The 17,686-nt window shown below is 68.8% G+C and carries 16 protein-coding genes and 1 tRNA gene; 5 read left to right on the forward strand and 12 right to left on the reverse strand.

The features are described from left to right. The first annotated feature begins 3 nt into the window (after positions 1-3). Positions 4-612, forward strand: a complete 609-nt coding sequence (locus AVR91_RS16425; RefSeq protein WP_063277081.1) for a maleylpyruvate isomerase mycothiol-dependent enzyme family protein — start codon at positions 4-6, stop codon at positions 610-612. On the opposite strand, the gene AVR91_RS16430 is transcribed toward AVR91_RS16425, so the two are convergent. Beyond that, the gene (locus AVR91_RS16430; protein ID WP_063823224.1) at positions 599-1,297 is read right to left on the reverse strand and encodes a class I SAM-dependent methyltransferase; all 699 of its coding nucleotides are present in this window, start codon (positions 1,295-1,297) and stop codon (positions 599-601) included. The genes AVR91_RS16425 and AVR91_RS16430 overlap by 14 nt on opposite strands. 175 nt (positions 1,298-1,472) lie before the next feature. Here AVR91_RS16430 and AVR91_RS16435 point away from each other — a divergent pair, with 175 nt between their 5' ends. After that, entirely contained in the window at positions 1,473-1,727 is a 255-nt protein-coding gene (locus AVR91_RS16435) for a hypothetical protein (RefSeq protein WP_016331969.1), read from the forward strand. Between the two features lie 45 nt (positions 1,728-1,772). After that, positions 1,773-2,567, forward strand: coding sequence for an LmeA family phospholipid-binding protein (locus AVR91_RS16440; protein WP_063277083.1), 795 nt, complete (start codon positions 1,773-1,775; stop codon positions 2,565-2,567). Positions 2,568-2,609: 42 nt separating this feature from the next. On the opposite strand, the gene AVR91_RS16445 is transcribed toward AVR91_RS16440, so the two are convergent. From AVR91_RS16445 to AVR91_RS16475, 7 genes are all read right to left on the reverse strand, one after another. Beyond that, positions 2,610-3,713, reverse strand: coding sequence for a peptidase inhibitor family I36 protein (locus AVR91_RS16445; RefSeq protein WP_063277084.1), 1,104 nt, complete (start codon positions 3,711-3,713; stop codon positions 2,610-2,612). Positions 3,714-3,843: 130 nt separating this feature from the next. Then, a complete protein-coding gene (locus AVR91_RS16450) occupies positions 3,844-4,419 on the reverse strand; it encodes a hypothetical protein (protein WP_063277085.1) in 576 nt (191 codons plus the stop codon). Continuing rightward, on the reverse strand, positions 4,416-6,038 hold the full coding sequence (locus tag AVR91_RS16455; protein ID WP_063277086.1) for a VWA domain-containing protein: 1,623 nt from the start codon (positions 6,036-6,038) through the stop codon (positions 4,416-4,418). The genes AVR91_RS16450 and AVR91_RS16455 overlap by 4 nt, the downstream gene beginning before the upstream one ends. Next, a complete protein-coding gene (locus AVR91_RS16460) occupies positions 6,035-7,189 on the reverse strand; it encodes a toxic anion resistance protein (RefSeq protein ID WP_063277087.1) in 1,155 nt (384 codons plus the stop codon). The genes AVR91_RS16455 and AVR91_RS16460 overlap by 4 nt, the downstream gene beginning before the upstream one ends. Further along, positions 7,189-8,277, reverse strand: a complete 1,089-nt coding sequence (locus AVR91_RS16465) for a hypothetical protein (protein WP_063277088.1) — start codon at positions 8,275-8,277, stop codon at positions 7,189-7,191. Before AVR91_RS16465 ends, AVR91_RS16460 begins: the two co-directional genes overlap by 1 nt. 139 nt (positions 8,278-8,416) lie before the next feature. After that, a complete protein-coding gene (locus tag AVR91_RS16470) occupies positions 8,417-9,838 on the reverse strand; it encodes an ATP-binding protein (RefSeq protein ID WP_063277089.1) in 1,422 nt (473 codons plus the stop codon). Beyond that, on the reverse strand, positions 9,835-11,490 hold the full coding sequence (locus tag AVR91_RS16475) for an FAD-dependent oxidoreductase (RefSeq protein ID WP_016331961.1): 1,656 nt from the start codon (positions 11,488-11,490) through the stop codon (positions 9,835-9,837). The genes AVR91_RS16470 and AVR91_RS16475 overlap by 4 nt, the downstream gene beginning before the upstream one ends. A gap of 25 nt (positions 11,491-11,515) precedes the next feature. Between AVR91_RS16475 and AVR91_RS16480 the strand changes: the two genes are divergently transcribed. After that, positions 11,516-12,241 carry a hypothetical protein gene (locus AVR91_RS16480; protein WP_063277090.1) on the forward strand — a complete coding sequence of 242 codons (726 nt, stop codon included), beginning with the start codon at positions 11,516-11,518 and terminating at the stop codon, positions 12,239-12,241. Here AVR91_RS16480 and AVR91_RS16485 read toward each other — a convergent pair. Both AVR91_RS16485 and AVR91_RS16490 read right to left on the reverse strand, forming a co-directional pair. Continuing rightward, entirely contained in the window at positions 12,228-12,782 is a 555-nt protein-coding gene (locus tag AVR91_RS16485) for an HdeD family acid-resistance protein (RefSeq protein ID WP_063277091.1), read from the reverse strand. The two genes, AVR91_RS16480 and AVR91_RS16485, sit on opposite strands and share 14 nt — an antisense overlap. 102 nt (positions 12,783-12,884) lie before the next feature. Then, complete coding sequence (locus AVR91_RS16490) at positions 12,885-15,038, reverse strand: RICIN domain-containing protein (RefSeq protein WP_063277092.1); 2,154 nt, start codon at positions 15,036-15,038, stop codon at positions 12,885-12,887. A 269-nt stretch (positions 15,039-15,307) separates the two neighbouring features. Here AVR91_RS16490 and AVR91_RS16495 point away from each other — a divergent pair. Beyond that, positions 15,308-15,380 (forward strand) — tRNA-Ala (locus AVR91_RS16495). Between the two features lie 463 nt (positions 15,381-15,843). On the opposite strand, the gene AVR91_RS16500 is transcribed toward AVR91_RS16495, so the two are convergent. Beyond that, positions 15,844-16,503, reverse strand: a complete 660-nt coding sequence (locus tag AVR91_RS16500) for a response regulator transcription factor (protein ID WP_063277093.1) — start codon at positions 16,501-16,503, stop codon at positions 15,844-15,846. Beyond that, complete coding sequence (locus AVR91_RS16505) at positions 16,500-17,681, reverse strand: sensor histidine kinase (protein WP_143254018.1); 1,182 nt, start codon at positions 17,679-17,681, stop codon at positions 16,500-16,502. Before AVR91_RS16505 ends, AVR91_RS16500 begins: the two co-directional genes overlap by 4 nt. Positions 17,682-17,686 lie beyond the last annotated feature (5 nt).

The following is a 17,686-nucleotide window of genomic DNA, read 5'->3' on the forward strand; positions in this document are numbered from 1 at the left end:
ACGATGACGGTCACCCCCGGCGACCTCGACGCCGCGATCACGAGCGTGGTCGGCGAACTGCGCCAGGCGTCGGGCCGTGACTGGTCGGCGGCGCCGGGCACCGGCGAGCTGAACGCCTGGCGCACGGCCGAACACCTCGGCGACTGCCTCATCTCCTACGCGGGCCTGCTGATCGCGCGGCCGTCGACACCGCGTTTCGTCTGCTTCGAATCCGTCGCCGACAAGGACGCGACTCCGTCGGAGATGCTGGAGTTCGTCACGGTCGCCGGCGGCATCCTGGGCGCCACGCTCCGCACGGTGGCCCCGGACGTCCGCGCGTACCACCCGAGCGGTCGCGCCGACCTCGAAGGTTTCGCCGGGATGGGCTGTGTCGAAGTCCTCGTCCACGGCGAGGACATGGCCAGAGGCCTCCAAGTCACGCTCGATCCGCCGCGCGACGTCTGTTCGCGCGTGCTCGCGCGGATGTTCCCGGAAGTGGACGTCGCCGGCGTCGATCCCTGGACGGCGTTGCTGTGGGCGACGGACCGCGTGGAGCTACCGGGGCGGCCGTCGCGGGCCGGGTGGCAATGGCGGGGCGCCCCGCTCGACGATCCACCGTTCAGCGAGGCCTGAAGGCCACCACAGCGGCTTGGGCGCCGTCCCGCCACGCCACGGCGGGCTCGCCGACCGGCCAGGCCTTCAAGGCCCGCAGATGCCACGCGGCGGGCGGATGCCATTCCGCCGAAGACGAATCGCCGAACAGCCGGGCCCGTTCCACCACGGCCGGGCCCAGCACCGGATCCGCCGCGACCTGGTCCCACCAAGCGTCCCAGGAGCCGTCGTCACTCGCGGACGCCACGGCTTCCGTCTCCGGCATGTCGTCCACATTGGCCACGAATCCGCCCGCCCGCACCAGCCCGGCGAGTTCGGCGTACAACGCGGTCAACCGGTCCGGCGGCAGGTAGTGCAACGCCATGATCGCCAGAACGGCGTCGTAGCCGCTGTGCGGCAGCAAGCCGGTCCAGCCGGGATCACGCAGATCGGCCCGGACCACCTCCACCGAGGACGGCAGCGACGCGCCGGCGATCGCCAGCATCACCGGGTCGAGATCGACCAGCGTGACCTCCGCCTCGGGAAAACGCGCGAGCAGACGGGAACAGAGAGTGCCCGTGCCGCCACCCACGTCCAGAACCCGCGGCGCCCGGCCGTCGCAGCGCGCCGCGATCAGGTCGATCACCCGCTCGATCGCCTGCTCACGGCCCGGCTGATACCTCGCCATGAGGCGTTCCCAGCTGTCGTTCCAGTCCCCAGTAGTCATATCAGTAATGATAATCGATATCACTTAGTAAGCGCTGTGTCGCGAAGCGTCTCCAGGCAGTAGCCGAGGTGCGGCCGATCGGCGCAACTTGGCTACTGACGCGTTTGCCGCCACGAAGGCCGGGAACTTTTCCAGTATGTCCAGATGGCGAACCACCAGTAGGAGCAACACCGCCGTGCGCGTCATCACCGGCATCGGCGCGCTGTTCGCTTTCATCGAGCTGCTGTACATGGTGATGGTGCTCGCGGGAGCCAACGCGGGCAACGGCTTCTTCATCTTCATCCAGGCGCTGGCCAGGCCGCTGGCGTTGTTCTGGCCGGGCCTCTTCCCGGTGAGTGACCCGAATCTCGCGGTCATCCTCGACTACGGCCTGGCCGCGGCGTTCTGGGTGATCCTGGCGGGCGTGATCGCCCGTTTCGCGGCCCGCTGACCCCCTGCGGCGGCGATCGGCGTCCCGTTCGGCGACACTGGACGGATGAGCGACGGCAGATGGTTCGACCTGAACCCGCTTCCCGAGCTGTTCGGCCTGGCCGCCGCCGGGCGGGCGCTGTTGCCGAACGTGCCCGTGACCCCGGCCGCGATCCTGAAGACCGTGACCGAGCAGCTGGTCGGGAGGAGGCTCACGGCCAAGGTGGACGGGCACGACGTCGGCCTCACCCTGACCGGGCTCGACTACCAGGCCGACAGCCTCAGCCTGGCCGCCACCGGCCGGGTCGGCGACGTCCGCATCGTCGTCGAGGACGTCGACTGGCCGGACACCCCGCTGGAACGCATCACCGTGCTGGCGTCCAACGTCCGCCTTCGCTCGCTCCCCTCCCCTGCCGCCATCCCCGAACAGGTGAAGATGGCGATCCGGGTAGCACCGGAAGTCCTCCAGGCACGTGTGGCCGAGGTCCGGCCGGGCATCATCGTGACCCCCGGCGACGACGGGCATTTCCACATCCGCTGGGAAAAGCGGCCCCGCTGGGGTCACCTCACCCTGGAGTCCACTGTGGAGCACGACACCGTCGTCCTCCGGCCGATGTCCGTCCACATCGGACGCCGCCGGTTCGGCCCGCCGTCCCGGCTCAAACCGATCGTGCTGCCGCTACCCGAACTCCCGCAAGGGATCCGGCTCACCGCGGTCGAGGCGCACGACGGCCACCTGGTCCTGCACGCACTGGCCGAGGAATGGCCGGAGAAGCTGTCCACCATCCCGCTCGGCGACCTGCTGGGCTGGGTGACGACGGCCGTGACCACGTTGACCCTGCCGCGGCTCGCCGGACGTTGACCGGCGATGGCCCTCGCCGCGATGACGAGGGCCATCATCGGGTCAGCTGTGCAACGCGCCCTGCGCGACGCTCACCGCGGGCGCGGCAGGCTTCGCGACGGCCGCGGCGGTTTCCGCCTCCGCGAGGGCGGACGACCGCACGAGACCGGTCTTCTTGCCGCACACCCTCTTCTTCTCGTCCGTGGTCATCTTCTTGCCGACGGTCCTGGTCTGGCCGACGACACCGGGCGCCGGGCCCTCACCGCTGAAGTTCCAGACGTACCACTGGTGGTGGCCCCAGCGACGCTTGTCGTACCACATGTCGTACGAGCCGTAGCCCACGCGCATCACCGGAGAGCGGTCCAGACCCGCCCAATAGCCCGGATTCACCTCGATCCGGGTCTCGACGTTCTCACTGGTCTCCCAGCCCCATTCCTGGCCCCACGTGCGCTTGTAGGCGACCGTCCACTGGACGAGGAATTCGAAGCCCGCGCTCACGCTGATCTCGTTCGACACCGTGTTCTTCCCGCTGCGGGTGTCCCGCTTGCCGATCACCTGGGTGATCTTGTTCGCGCTGCAGTTGAAGACCGTGTCCACCCGGTTCCACTCGCCGTAGAAGTCCTGGCCGCGCTGGTCGACGTGGGCGTTGCAGGTCTTGGTGGCGCGGCCGCAGTCCTTGAGCAGTTCGGCGCGGGACGGCCCGCGCGAATACACCACGGAGCTGCCCTTGTCGTTCATGTCCGACCCGTAGTTGGCGCTGTCGTTGGCATACCACTCCTGGGTGGCGCCCTGGTATTCGGCGTGCTCGTACATCGTGATGTAGCAGTTGTGGAAGGTCTTGAACGAGGAGACCTTGTCGTTCATGGAGCCGAGGTAGCCGATGGTCTGGTTCGTCCCCTCGACGCACGGCGCTCCGGTGACGGCGACACTCGCGCCGCCGAAGTTCGCGTGTTCGTAGAGAACGCTGATCACTGTCGCGGACGCGCCGACCTCGCCCGCCGACGCCGCGGCGAGGGACTCGCCCACGCTGTCGAAGCACCGGAAGGCTCCGGTGATCGTGTCGGCGACGCAGTGCTCGTCACGTTCCGCGGCGTTCGCCGGGACGACGACGGCGAGACACATCGCCACAGCGGCCAGGAAGGCCGCCCCGAGTCTGTACTTGTGCACGTCTGAACTCCCTGGGGAAGACGGATCACCGACCATGATCGGATCGGCGTCACGAGTTCACCACGGGAAAACCGGTTTGCCCATGCAGAATGACCGGCAGACTGTTTTCGCTTACCACTGAACGGGACCGCTAGGCCGATTCCCCGCGCTCGCGCAGATATCGCGTGTGGTCGGCCTGCTGATGGACGTCGCCGGCATAGAAACGTTCCGCTATCCGGTGCGCTTCGGTTTCCAGCAGCTCCAGTTGCGCGAGGAGTTCGTCGGCCGGCCTTTTAGCGGCGAACCACCACGGCAGGTTCAGATAGGTCTCCACCGAAAGCGGCAGATCCGTGCGCGCCAACCGGGTGACGGCGTGCTGGACGTCCGGGTTCGCCGCCCACCGCTCCGGCCGCGAAAGCAGGTCTTCGAGCACTTCGGCGATCCGTCGCACACTGTCCACAGAGGACCCCGGCATCCGCTGTGCTCGCTCGGTCACCTTGCCCACCAACGATTCGAGGTCGGCCCGCAGCTGCCCGGCCTCGGCGACGGCGTCCGGTGACACCAGCCGGACCCGCTCGGGCGGCGCGAGCAGGGCGAACACCGCGTACAGCCCGGCGACGACCAGCGGCCACAACCCACCGACGACGCCGGTCAGGTACAGCGCCAGCCCGATCAGCCCGCCGACGCAACCGGCGAGGTTCTTCGTGGAGCCGAGGTACCCGATCACTGGTACCCGCGGATTTCCTGGAACACCTTGGGCAGCACGTCGCCTCGCGCGTCGAACACGTTGCCCCCGGTGCGTTTCGCGACCTCGCCGAGTTCGGCGGAGTCGCCTTCGCCGAAGATCACGGTGAACACCGGGATCTGCCGCATCGCCTCCGGCAGCGACGGGAACGTCAGCTGGAAGTCCGAGAACTTCGAACCGTTCGCGTTCTGCCCGTCGGTCATCAGCACGATCGAGTTGAAGCGATCGGGGTCGCGCGCGATCAAAGGCCCCATGATGTCGTACGCGCGCCGGAGGCTGTCGTAGATCGCCGTGCCGCCGTTCGCGTCAAGGCCCTCGGCGAAGCGCTTGATCTTGTCCAGCGCGGGTTGTGGATCGCCGTCCGGGACGGTGAACGTCTCCGGGCTGCCGGGCACGGTGTCGAACGGCAGCATCGTGACCTCCTCCCGGCTGCGGAACCGGCGATACCGCCCGGTCAGCGAACCGTCGGCGCCGGTCAGCCCGATCAGCGCGGCGCGCAGCGACTCGATCCGGTCGCCCGCCATGGAGCCGGAGGTGTCGAGCACGTACAGCGTCCGCGACGGCCGCCGGATCTTGTCGAAGTAGGCGCCCAGCAACGCGTCGACCGCCTGCTGCGTCGCGGGGAACGGCAGTTCGACGAGGTCCTTCCGCGCGAACTGCTGCCCCAGCTGGACCCCAGGCACGACCGGACGGCGTTGCGTGGTCTCCATGATCTTGCGCTGGGCGTCCGGCGTCCGCAGCCTCTCGGCGAGCTTGCGGTGCGCGTCCCGCGCGTCGGAATTCGCGCTCTGTAACAAAGTCAGCGGGTAGTCCGCGGTCACGACACCGTCGGAGGGATACACCAGCGTCAGCGGTTCGGGAAGTTTCCCGCTCGCGTTCATCGACAGCAGGACGGACTCGTAGTTGATCAGGCCGTCGACCTTCTTGCCGGGATCCTGGCCGCTCGCCCGTCGTTGGTAGGCCTCGGAAAGCCAGCCCGACGAACCCGCCGACATCGCCTGCGCGCTGAAGAATTCGGTCAGTTTCGGGGTGACGGAAGCGATCTGCTGCGCGTCGATCGCGTTGCCCGCCCCTGCGAGCGCCGACGCCACCCCGACGAGCGCCGAGAACCCGGAGTTCGACGCGGACGGGTCGGTCATGCCGTAGGTGAAGGCCTTCTTCCCGGCCTGTTCGGCGATTTCGCCCCAGCCCACCGGCCTGCCGGTCCAGCCGAGCCGTTGCGCCGACGACGCGGACAGCCCGAGTACCACCGGCGAGCTCATGATCTTCACCTGCTCGCCCAGCCGTTTCGCGGCCTCCGGAACCGCCGCCGGATACCGGTTCGACGAGAACCAGACGGCGTCGTACTGGCCGTCCGCCTTGCCGTTCGCCAGCGACTCGGTGCCTTCCAGTGTGCCGGTGAACTGGAATCTGACCTGGACGCCGGTCGCCGCCGCCTCCTGCTCCAGCAGCGGCCGCAGGTCGGCCAGTTCGCTGCCCGCGAGCACCCGCAAGGTGCCGGCTTCGGCCTCCCCCAGTCCCGTCCCGCCTTCGCTCGAATCGCAGGAAACAAGTGACAGCGCGCAGATCGCCGCCACCGTGAGCACAGCCCAGCGTTTCACGATGCCCCCTCGGCCGCCGCCGTCTCGTGAGACCGGCGCAGATGGTCTTCGGCCCGCCGGATCTCCCCGGACAGCGCCTCCACGGTCGCCGCCATCGTCGAGACGGCCCCCGCCTTGAACTCGTCGATCGCGTCGATGCTCCGGTAGATCCGCTCGAACGACTCGCGGATCGTCGCCACCGCCACCGCCGGATCGCTGCCCGCGCGCTGGATCTCGGCGCTGCGCAGTTCCAGCATTTCCGCGTTGGCCCTGATCAGCCCGTCGGTGGTCGCCTGCACGGCCTGGATCTCGTCGAGGACGTCGCGCTGCCCGGCGAGCGCTCCGCTCACCACCAGCGCGACCCGCAACGCCGCGACCGTGGTCGACACCGCCCGCTCGATCCCGCGGATCAGCTCGTCGTTGTTGCGCCGCACCAGATCCAGCGCCAGGTAACCCTGCGCGCTGACGGCGAGCTGAGTCAGCAGATCCTGATGCCGCTGCCGGATCGGATGCAGCGCGTCCGCCCGCAAGGCCTTGGCCCGCACGGGATCGGTGAAGTCGAAGATCCCGGCTTGGCGGTCGACGGCCGTGTCCACGGCTTCGGCGAACGCGGCCGCTTCCGACAGCTTGCCGAGCGTCGCCCACAGGCGTTCTCGCTCGCCCTTGAGCGCGGCGTTGTCCCGTCGCAGGAGGTCTTGCCGCGCACGCAGGTCCAGCACGAGCGCGTTCACCGGCTCGTTGGCCGCGCGATAGCGGTCCAGCGCCTTCTTCGCGCTGCCCGCGACGGGGATGAGTCCCATCAGCTTCCGGCCGGTGATCGGCAGTTTCGCCGGGTCGATCTCCGCCACGGCCCGCCGGAGCCCGGCCAGGCTCACCGTCGCCTGGTGTTGTGGCGACCCGATTTCCGTGAGCGCCCGCGTCGACCGGTCCAGCAGCGCTCCGGCGACGGTCGCCGCCGCACGCATGTCGGACTCGCCGACCGCGAGCAGCTCGTCCAAGACGCGCGTGAAATCCGGCGACCGGACGTCGAGCGCTTCGAGACGCCGGGCGAACCCCTCCGCGCGCTTCGCGATCTCAGCGTGAACCTCCGGCGCCAGGGTGACCAGGCCGGCGGCCCGCTCGGCCGGGATCGCCTCCACCGGTTCGGGTGGAGTGAGCGTGAAATCGTCCATCAGTACTGCTTCTTCACCGCGTCGAGCAGCCGCTCCAGCGTTTCGTACGACGGCGGCTCGACGGCATCCACCAGATCCGCGGGCACCGGCGCCTTGGCCGCGGCGACGACGTCGGCGAACAGGCGCGGATCCCCGGTGCGGAAACCGAAGGTGGCGGCGAGTTTCCCCAGTTCCGGGTCGGTCGCGAGCAGCCTGCCGACCTGGTCGCCGTTCGGCTTCAGCGGCACGAGCGTGTGCTTGGAATACACCGTCGGTGCCGTGTAGAGCAGGCGCATGTCCGGCCGGATCGAACCGTCGGCGCGCACCAGCCTGTCGACGAACTGCGACTCGTAGATCAGCGCCATCGGCGTCTTGCCCATCCCGGCCGCGAGGTAGTCCTCGAACGGGCCTTCGGTGCTGTTCTGCGTGTAACCCTGGTCGATGAACAGCTTCGACACCGCGGGCAGCACCTTCGCCTCGGCTTCCGGCGTGCTGACGACGTTGTTCCCGTTGGCGACGAACGAGACGATCGACAGGTACATCGCCGCCGAGTTCGATTCGCGCGGGTCCGTGGTCGTGACCAGCACGTTCTTGCGAGCGGGGAACGCGGTGTTGCCGGGAAGCTGGTCCCAGCGCGTGCCCTTCTGCGCGGCTTCGAGGTACTTCGCGATGTCGAGCACCTGGTACTCGCCGGCACCCTTGCGCACGGTCCCGTTGGCGCTCAGGAGGTTCACGATCGGCTCGAAGGTCGCGACGGCCATCGGCGACTGGAACGGCGTGTGCACGCCGGTCACCTGGTGATCGCGCTGGATCCGCTGCGCGGCGGGCGACGAGGACGGGAACGCGAACTCGTACTTCCCGAGGTCCATGCTCGCGATCTGCCGCGAGCCCGCGGTGTCGACCTCGACCTTCAGCCCGTGCTTCGCGAACGCGTCCGCCACCCGTTTGTCGGAGAAGAAGGCGAGCTTCTCCGAACCGATGACCCCGCGCACGGTGGTCAGATCCGTGCCCTGCGCGGTGTTCTCGTCACCGTCCCGGCCCCAGACGATCACCGCGGCCACGGCCAGCAGCAACACCACGGCCAGGCCGATCGACAGACGGCGTTTCACCCGCCCACCCCCTCGTTCACAGGCTCGATCTTTCAGCCCGTTCGACTCTTTTGACGCGCGGGCGAGCCATTTCGAAGTGAACGATCGATGAACGGAAGCCGTCGGTAGTTTCTGGCGAAGTGCTGGGGCGTAAGGAAAATCAGATCACGGACTGCTCCGAGACCGGTAGGCACACGGTGAACCGCGTGTCACCCGGCGCCGATTCGACCCGCAGGTCGCCCTGATGCCGTTCGACGACGATCCGCCAGGAGATGTCCAGGCCGAGGCCGGTCCCCTGCCCCACCGGTTTCGTGGTGAAGAACGGCTCGAAGATCCGCTGCCGCACCTCCGCCGGGATACCGGGCCCGGTGTCACCGATCTCGACGTGCACATGGTCGTCCACCCTGGCCGTCCGCAGGGTCAGCGTGCCCTCGGCCCCCATGGCGCCGAGCGCGTTGTCGATGACGTTCGTCCACACCTGGTTCAGCTCGCCCGCGTACGCCGGGATCCTCGGGATCGTGTGGTCGTACTCCTTCACGACGCGGATCCCGGGCGCGATCTTGCCCGCCAGCATCACCAGGGTCGAGTCGAGGCCTTCGTGGACGTCGATCCACTGGTGCGGGGCGCGGTCCATCTGCGAGTACTGCTTGGCCTTGCCGACCAGCACCGAGATCCGGGTGGTCGAATCCTCGATCTCGCCCATCAGCATCTCGGTCTCGAGCGCGTACGCGAGCCAGCGGACGGCGCCGTCGAGAAAGGTCTCGCCGACCGCGTCGAGCAACCGGTCGAGATCCGGCACCGTCAGCCCGGCGCGGACGTAGATGTCGGCGAGATCCCAGCCCTGGTCGATGCCGTGGTCGTCGAACCAGTCGCCGATCTCGTCCTCACGGTCGGCCTGCTGCATCGCGGTCAGCTTCTGCGCCGACGCGACCTGTTTGACCAGCTGTTCCTGGATGTCGAGCAGTTGCTCCAGCAGCGCCGGGTCGACGTTCTTCTTCGCCAGCATCGCGAGCTTGTGCCGCATCCCGGCGACCCGCTCCCGCAGCGACGCCGTCGCGCGGACGGCGGCGGCCGCCGGATTGTTGAGCTCGTGGGTGAGCCCGGCGGACAGCTCACCGAGCGCCAGCAGCCGCCGCCGCGAACCGATGACGGTGTCGCTGTTGCGCCAGCCGAGGTACATGCCCTCCAGCAGATGCGTCGCCATCGGGAACCAGCGGCGGAACTCGGTGGCGAACTCGGCCGCGGGCAGGGTCAGGAAGGTGAGGTCGCTGACCGCGTGCACCGAAGCGCCGTAGGTGTGTTCGGTCTCCTGGTGCACGAAGAACTGCGTCGCGCCGCAGTACGCGCCGCGCTGATCGGACCGGATCGTCTCGACCTCGGTGCCGCCGACGAGCCGCGTCATCCGCAGCGCGCCCGACAGCAGGAGATAGAAGCAGGTGGCCGGTTCACCCTCGCGCATGACCGTGGTGCCGCCGGTGTACTGCTCCAGCACGGCGTGCTCGTCGATCCAGTCGAGCTGTTCCTCGCTGAGGTGCTCGAAGAGGAAGAGCCCGCGCAGTTCTTCCCTGGGCAGAACGCTCATTGCTCCTCCAAGTACCGGTGGACCAGGGTGACCGCCATGGCGCCTTCGCCGACGGCCGACGCGACACGCTTCACCGACGCGGCCCGCACGTCGCCCGCCACGAACACGCCCGGGATGGACGACTCCAGGTAGTGCGGGTCGCGGTCCAGCGGCCAGCCCGGCGGCGGGCCGCCGTCGGTGAGCAGATCGGGCCCGGTGCGCACGAAACCGTGGTCGTCCCGCTGGATCTCCGTGCCGAGCCAGTCGGTGCGCGGGGCGGCGCCGATGAAGATGAACAGGTGCCCGGTGGGCACGGTCTCGGTCGCGCCGCCGTTCTCGCACAGGGTCAGCCGTTCGAGGTGATCGTCGCCGTGCGCCTCGACCACGGTGGTCCGGGTGCGGACGTGGATGTTCTCGATCCCGGCGATCTGCTCGATCAGGTAGTGCGACATCGACGCTTCGAGCGACTGGCCGCGGACGAGGATGGTGACGTCGGCGGCGTGCTTGGAGAAGAACACGGCCGCCTGCCCCGCCGAGTTCGCGCCGCCGACGATGTAGACGTGCTCGCCCTTGCACTCGGGCGCCTCGGTCGCGGCCGAGCCGTAGTACACGCCGCGGCCGGCGAGCTCGGCGACGCCGGGGGCCTCCAGCGCCCGGTAGGTGACGCCGCTTGCCAGCACCACGGAATGCGCGGAGATCTCGGTGCCGTCGCCGAACATGACCACCCGGGCGGAACCGCGGGCCTCCAGGCCCACGACGTCGCGGGCAGTGAGCACTTCGGCGCCGAACTTGAGCGCCTGCCGCCGCGCGCGGTCGGTGAGCTGTGCGCCCGAAACGCCGTCCGGGAAGCCGAGGTAGTTCTCGATGCGGGAGCTGGTGCCCGCCTGTCCGCCGGTCGCCTTGCGCTCGACGATGACCGTGCGCAGGCCCTCCGACGCGCCGTATACGGCCGCTCCGAGCCCGGCGGGTCCGCCACCGATCACGATCAGGTCGTAGAAGTCCTGGGTGGGCCGGGTGGAGAGGCCGACGGCGTCGGCGAGCTCCGGCCCCGACGGCTGACGGAGCACCGTGCCGCCCGGGGTGACCAACACCGGGATGTCGTGCGGCGCCGCGTCCGCCGCCTCGAGGATCCGGCGGCCCTCGTCGTCGTCGACGGAGTACCAGCGGTACGGCACGGCGTTGCGCGCCAGGAAGTCGCGCAGGTGGAACGACGGCGAGGAGTACCGGTGGCCGATGAGCTTGATCTCGTCGACCGGCCGCTCCCCCACCGCGCGCCACGTCTCCACCAGCGCGTCGACGACCGGATAGAGCTTCTCCTCCGGCGGGTCCCACGGCTTGAGCAGGTAATGGTCGACGTCGACGACGTTGATCGCCTGGATCGCGGCGTCGGTGTCGGCGTAGGCGGTCAGCAGCGCGCGGCGCGCGTTCGGGAACAGGTCCATCGCCTTCTCGAGGAAGACGATGCCGTCCATCTGCGGCATCCGGTAGTCGGCGAGGATCGCGGCCACGGCGTCGCCGCGCAGCTTGATCTCGCGCAACGCGTCGAGAGCGTCGGCACCGGAATCGGCCCGGATGATCCGGTAGTCCTTTCCGTACCTTCGGCGCAGGTCACGGGCGACCGAGCGGGATACGGCGGGATCGTCGTCGACGGTCAACAGGATCGGCTGGCTCACCGGATCAGCCTATTACGTTGGGAGCGTGCTGACCGAAGCCGAAGAAGTGATCCACGCCCGTGCCGCCGTCGCCTGCGAGGCGGCCACCGCGGCGGGCCTTCCCGGCCGTTTCGAGGCATGGCGTGAAGACGGCCTGCTGGCGGTCCTGGCCACGGCGCCGGACCTGCGGTTCCTGCGCACGATCTCCGGGATCACCGAGCAGAACCTGCCGCGGGCCGTCCGGCTGGCCGAGGCGTCGTGCTGGGACGGCGACCCGCCGACGCTCGTGCTCCCGGAGGGCTTGGTCCCCCGCGGCACCGGTCTCGTGCCCGCCGGTGTCCGTCCGATCGCGACACTTCCGCTCACCTCGGCGAAGTCGGAATCGGACGTCGACGACTCTCCCGACGTAGAGGTCTTCCTCCGTGTCCTGCTCGACGGATACGAAAGCGGAGAAGCCGTGAAGGCGTTCGTGGCCGCCGAGCACGCCGACCCGCGGATCCGCCGCTCGCTGCTGGTCGAAGACGGGGTGCCGATCTCCGCCGCGGCCCTGAGTTCGCACGGGTACGGCGTCCTCCTCGGCGGCTCGGCCACGCCACGGGCTCACCGCGGCAAGGGCGCGCAGGCCAGGCTGCTCGTCCACGGTCTGGCGGTGGCCGCTCGCGAAGGTCACCGGTTCGCCGTCGCGACCGCGGTGGAAGGTTCGCCGAGCCTGTCGAACCTGCGCCGTATCGGAGCACGGGTCCAGGTCCGGCGGGCCTTCAGGCTTGGGTGAGCTTCCTCAGCCGGAAGGCCAGCACGAGCAGCATCACGCCGTACAGCAAGGCGTAGATCCCGACCAGAAGGGCGATCCCGTACGCGCCGGCGATCGGGTTGAAAACGATCACGATGCCCGCGATCAGGGAGAGCGCGCCCGCCGCGATGAGGAACGCCTCGCCCTCGATCTGTTTGCGCAGCCGGATCGCCGCGACGATCTCGACGATGCCGGTGAAGATCGCCCAGAAGCCCACCAGCAGCGCCAGCACGAGCACGGTGATCCCCGGCCAGATCAGGACGAGGACACCGGCGATGATCCCGAACGCGCCGAGGACACCGTAGGCGGCGCGATGAGCGGCGTCGCCCGGCCGGAAGGCCTGCATCAGGCCGCCGATACCGTCGATGATCGCGTAGATGCCGTAAATGATCGCGAGGGCGAGGACGGTGGCGCCCGGCCAGACCAACGCGAGAATGCCGAACAGGATGGCGAAAACCCCGCGTACGGCGGCGAGCGGCCAGGCCAGGCGGGGTTCGACGACGGTGAGACCGACGAGAGGCATGTCCCGAGTATCGGAGCGCCTGCGCGGCGCCGCGCGGCACGCCACCCGTTGGGGTGAGGCCGGTGCGCGCCGCGACCGCCATCACGGCGCGCACCGGGGTCATCAGGGATAAGCGACCAGGTTGGCCACGGTCGATCCCGAATTGGCCGGTCCACCGCGGTCGTTGATGACCCGCGCGATGGTCCCGTTCCCGCCGAGGGAGACGGCGACCATGCTGCGGAACCGGACGTTCGCGTTGTTCGGCACCTCGATCGCGCGATCGGCCACCACACTCGGATTCACGTTGAAGTAGCAGTAGCTGCCGAGCCCGTACGCCTCGTGGTTCGTCACCGAGTTCGCCACCTTGTAGGCCGCGTAGCCCCGCGTCGAGCCGTTCATCCAGGCGGCCTGATTCGGTGGGTCGTAAGGCATTTCGTTCTGGTAGAAGTACGTCCGGCCGCGTTCGCCGTTCCAGATCGTCTGGTACTTCTGGTAATGCTCGACGAACAGGCCGTACATCGTGACGTCGTCGCCGTTGACGATCAGGCCGGTGTCGGCGGTGTTGGTGTTCCATCCGACCCCGCTGCCGTGGTCGGCGCGCCAGATCCACAGGTGGTCGCCGATGACGTCGTCGCTGTTGACCACCAGGCTGTTCGTGGCCTTGCCGACGCCCGCTCCGCCGACGCGGAAGAACACGTCGTGCAGCGAGGTCGGGTTGGCCGCGTGGTCCTGCGCGGAGTTCGCCGGGCCGACCTCCATGAGCGTGTTCGAGTTCGTCGTGCCCGCGTCGATCAGCACCCCGGCGATCTTGACACCGTCGACGTCGGCCACCGTCATCGCGGTGATGCCGTTGTCCGGGATCAGCGTCGCCAGGCCGAGGCCGAGCACGACGGTGTCCGGCCGGGTGACGCGGAGCGTCTCGTCGAGGTGGTAGACGCCCGGGGTGATCAGGAGGTCCTTGCCCTCGGCGAGGGCGGCGTTGAGCTGCGCCGCCGTCGTGCCGGGCTTCGCGATGAAGAACCGGCTGATCGGCAGCGAGGATCCTGGCTGGCCGGCGCCCCAAGTGATCCCGGAGGCGTTGGTGCGCTTGGCGGGCACGAACACCTGGTACGCGCCCGCGGCGTCGACGTAGAGGAACGGCTTCTCCCGCACGACCGGCGTCGTGTTCACCGTGGTGTACGGCGGATTGGGGAAACTCGTCGACGGCGCACCGCCGACTCCCGCGAACACCATGTTCCAGTTGGAGCCGCTCCAGCTCCCGAACTGCGAGTTGCGCGAGATCCACTGCTGCTGCGAGCCGGACCGCACCTGGCCGTCGACCTTCACGTCGGACATCCAGCCGCCGCTGGACCAGCCGCCGTCGTCGAGCTGCAGGTTGCCGCGGACATGCATGCGGCGGTACGGCGCGGCCTGCGAAACGGCCCACCGATCGGTGCCACCGGCCGGGTTGACGGACAGGTTTTCCGCGCCACGCCAGAAGTTCTGCGTCGCGTTGCCCTGGAACCAATCGGCCTCCGCGTGCACCGCGCCGTTGATCGTCACGTTGTCGGGAGACAGGCCGAGTCCCAGCACCTGCGTGTAGAACCCGACGTTCACGTCGACGTTGTACGAGCCGGGCTTGAACAGCAACGCCTTCCGGTTCGAGCCGAACTGGCTGGTCTCCTGCTGCGAGAACACGCTGTTCACTTGCGACTGGATCGCCGACTGCGACATCCCCGGATCGAAGACGAGCACGTTCGGCCCGAGGTCGGGGTTCGCGGTGCCGGAGACCGGCGTGAGCCGGAAGGACTGGGCGCCGGTGCCGTTGCAGGCGTACTGCTGGAGCTGGGTGCTGTCCTGGGTCGAGAGACCGGGGATGTCCAGGCATTTGCCACTGTTGCGGCTCACGAAGTGATACGCCCCACCCGATTCCTCGACCGGCTGCCACTGCTGGTTGTTCCCGCCGCCGTACGCCCACAAGTGGATCAGCCCGCCGTCGGCCGTCGACACCTCGGCGACGTCCCACACCTGCGCCGGAGCGTTGCGCGTGTTGACCCGGTAGTAGCCGTCCGAGGTGGGCTGGAACTGCCACTGCTGGGAAAAGGTCTGGTTGCAGGCGTACTGCTGGACGACCGTCCCGTTCGCCGTCCCCGCGGCACGCGCGTCCACGCATTTCCCGCCGGTGGTCGACACGGTGTACCAGGTATCGGGCACGATGGCCGCCTGCGCTGCCGGAGCCGCCACCAACAGCGCTCCGACCAGGGAAAACAGGGCTATCAGGGCTGCTCTGGCCCTCATCAGGATCTCCTCCGCGTCATTCGGGCAGGGCGAGCTGAGGCGGAGCCCAGTGGAGACGCGGCGTAGCGGGCGGGGACCTCGGCGTCACGATGGTCGAAAACGTAACCGGGGTCACACGCGGAGTCAATACACGGCTAAAAATAAGTCGCAAAGATGCAGGTCGGCGCGGTTTGTGCCGTCCGTGGCCGCATAGAGTGACCCCCGCGTGAACCGCCTCCGCGGGCGGTGTAATGTATGGACACACGAGATGCGGAGAACAAAGCCGCTCCGGGGCTATGGCGCAGCTGGTAGCGCACCTCACTGGCAGTGAGGGGGTCAGGGGTTCGAGTCCCCTTAGCTCCACAGTGACGAAACACCGCCCACCTGGCAAGTTCGCCGAGGTAGGGCGGTTTTTTCGCTGGGCCTCACTTTGAGAATTGGCGCGCCGAACTTCAGTTACTGTTCAGTAGCTGGAGCAAATCTGGAGCACCTCGCCACGCTCCTGCCAAATGGGGTCACATCGTCTGCTCCAGCTATGTAATACACCGGGGTGTTTTCAACCACGCCACAGCGTGCGGGCGACGACACCTCCAACTGCACTCTCACGTAACAGTATTGGCTGGGCTGATAGCTACCGCCCACGCGAGCGGAACCTCACCCGACTCGTCGGCGAGACATCCATCACGACGATGCCGGGCGCCGCCTATCAGCAGCGCCAGCATGATGATCGTTTTGGGCAAGATCGTGCGCCCGGGGCACCACCTCGGGCGAAGATACTGTCACTCTGGCTCGCCATGACCACGAACGGCCGCGCCGAGTACTGGGCTCAGTGTTCTCCGGGGGTGATCAGCCCGGTCTCGTAGGCGATGGCGACGAGCCGCGCGCGGTCGCGGGCGCCGAGCTTGCCGAGCAGGCGGCCGACGTGGGTGCGCGCGGTGGCAGGGCTCATGCACAGGCTTTGCCCGATCTCGGCGTTCGATTGGCCCGCTCCGACCTTCGCGAGGACCTCGCGTTCCCGTGCGGTGAGCACGTCGAGCGGCCCGGCTGAGCCTGGCCTCGGACTCGCCGCCGCGGCCCGCATGACCCGGCGGGTCACGGATGGGGAAAGCAAGGCGTCGCCGCGGGCGACGGTCCGCACGGCTGCGCGCAGGTCGTCCGGACTGGTGTCCTTCAGCAGGAATCCGGCCGCGCCTGCCCTGATCGCGTCGAGGATGTGTTCGTCGGTGTCGAAGGTGGTGAGCACGACGACCCGCACCTGCCGCAGCTGCGGGTCCGCGACGATCCGGCGAGTCGCCGCGATGCCGTCTTCGCCCGGCATCCGGATGTCCATCAGCACAACGTCGGGACGCTCCCGCACGACGAGCCCGACTCCTCCGGCGGCGTCGTCCGCTTCACCGACGACGGTGAGGTCGTCGGCCCGTTCCAGGAGAGACCGGAGCCCTTCACGGACCAACGGCTGGTCGTCCACGAGCACCACGCGGATCACGCGTGGCCTCGCACGGGGATCCGGGCGTGGACCACGAACGATTCGCCCGGCCGGGATCGCACGTCCAAGTCGCCGCCGAGCAGGACCAGCCGCTCGCGCATGCCGGCGATGCCCAAGCCCGCCGAGGTGCCGACGGGTGCTTCGCTGCCGCGGCCGTCGTCGGTCACGCTGATCCCCACTGAGTCCTTGCCGTAGTCAAGTTCGATGAGCACGGTACTGGCATCGGCGTGCCTCAGCACATTGCTCAGCGCCTCCTGAATCATCCGGTAGGCGGTCACGTCCGCGATCGCGGGCAGTGAGACCGGTGCGCCGGCGGTGCGCACCCGTACCTCGAGTCCGGCGTCGGTGGCGGTGCCGACGAGAGTGTCCAACCGGTCGAGCCCGGGCGCCGGGGAATCCGGGGCCCCCTCGGGCGCGCGCAGGGCGTGCAGCGTCGCCCGCAACTCCTCGCCCACGTTCCGGCAAGCCGCCCGAGCCGCCGCGAGCGAACGGCTCGCCGTCTCCGGGTCATCGGCCAGCGCCTCCCTCGCCACGTCGGTGTGCAGTGAGATGATCGAGACCGTATGCGCCATCAGATCGTGCAGGTCCCGTGCGATCCGCACGCGTTCCTGCTCCACCCGGGCCGCGGCCTCGCGCTCTCGTTCCACTTCGGCGGCACGGGCTTGTTTGACCAGCTCAGCCCGCCAACCACGCCGGGAACGAAGGCTGTCGCCCAACGCGATGACCGTCGCCATCAGCGCCGCCGACGTCGGCACCTCCAGGCCGAGCACGAAACCGAGGTCGTCTCCCTGACCGATCCGGACCCCGGTGGAGATGGCCAGCAAGCCCGCGGCTGTGCCGACAGCCCAGTACAGGCGACCGTACGCGGTGGCCGAGAACAGCGCAGCGGCCACCGGCACGGCGAGACCGATCGGCGGGTAGGACAGCATGTAGTAGCCCAGCAGGGCGACTGCCGTGACGAGCAGCGTCGCGACCGGCCAGCGTCGACGCACCAGCATCAACGAGCCGAACAACGCTCCGAACGAATAGGCGGCGAGCCCCGGCGAGGACGGGCCGCCCACGTTCGCGGCGATGGCCGTGCCGACCGCGACCAACACGAGCATGCCGAGACCGAGATCGACGAGGAACCGTCGTCCGCCGTCGGGGGCGGCCTCCCCTGTGGACCGTTCGATGGCCACGATCC

Source organism: Amycolatopsis keratiniphila subsp. keratiniphila, assembly GCF_001620365.2.
GTDB lineage: Bacteria > Actinomycetota > Actinomycetes > Mycobacteriales > Pseudonocardiaceae > Amycolatopsis > Amycolatopsis keratiniphila.

Excerpts from the sequence above, each read along its gene's own strand:
- AVR91_RS16425 (WP_063277081.1), top strand. The coding sequence starts at position 4 with ATGACGGTCACCCCCGGCGACCTCGACGCCGCGATCACGAGCGTGGTC.
- AVR91_RS16430 (WP_063823224.1), bottom strand. The coding sequence starts at position 1,297 with ATGACTACTGGGGACTGGAACGACAGCTGGGAACGCCTCATGGCGAGG.
- AVR91_RS16440 (WP_063277083.1), top strand. The coding sequence starts at position 1,773 with ATGAGCGACGGCAGATGGTTCGACCTGAACCCGCTTCCCGAGCTGTTC.
- AVR91_RS16460 (WP_063277087.1), bottom strand. The coding sequence starts at position 7,189 with ATGGACGATTTCACGCTCACTCCACCCGAACCGGTGGAGGCGATCCCG.
- AVR91_RS16470 (WP_063277089.1), bottom strand. The coding sequence starts at position 9,838 with ATGAGCGTTCTGCCCAGGGAAGAACTGCGCGGGCTCTTCCTCTTCGAG.
- AVR91_RS16485 (WP_063277091.1), bottom strand. The coding sequence starts at position 12,782 with ATGCCTCTCGTCGGTCTCACCGTCGTCGAACCCCGCCTGGCCTGGCCG.
- AVR91_RS16490 (WP_063277092.1), bottom strand. The coding sequence starts at position 15,038 with ATGAGGGCCAGAGCAGCCCTGATAGCCCTGTTTTCCCTGGTCGGAGCG.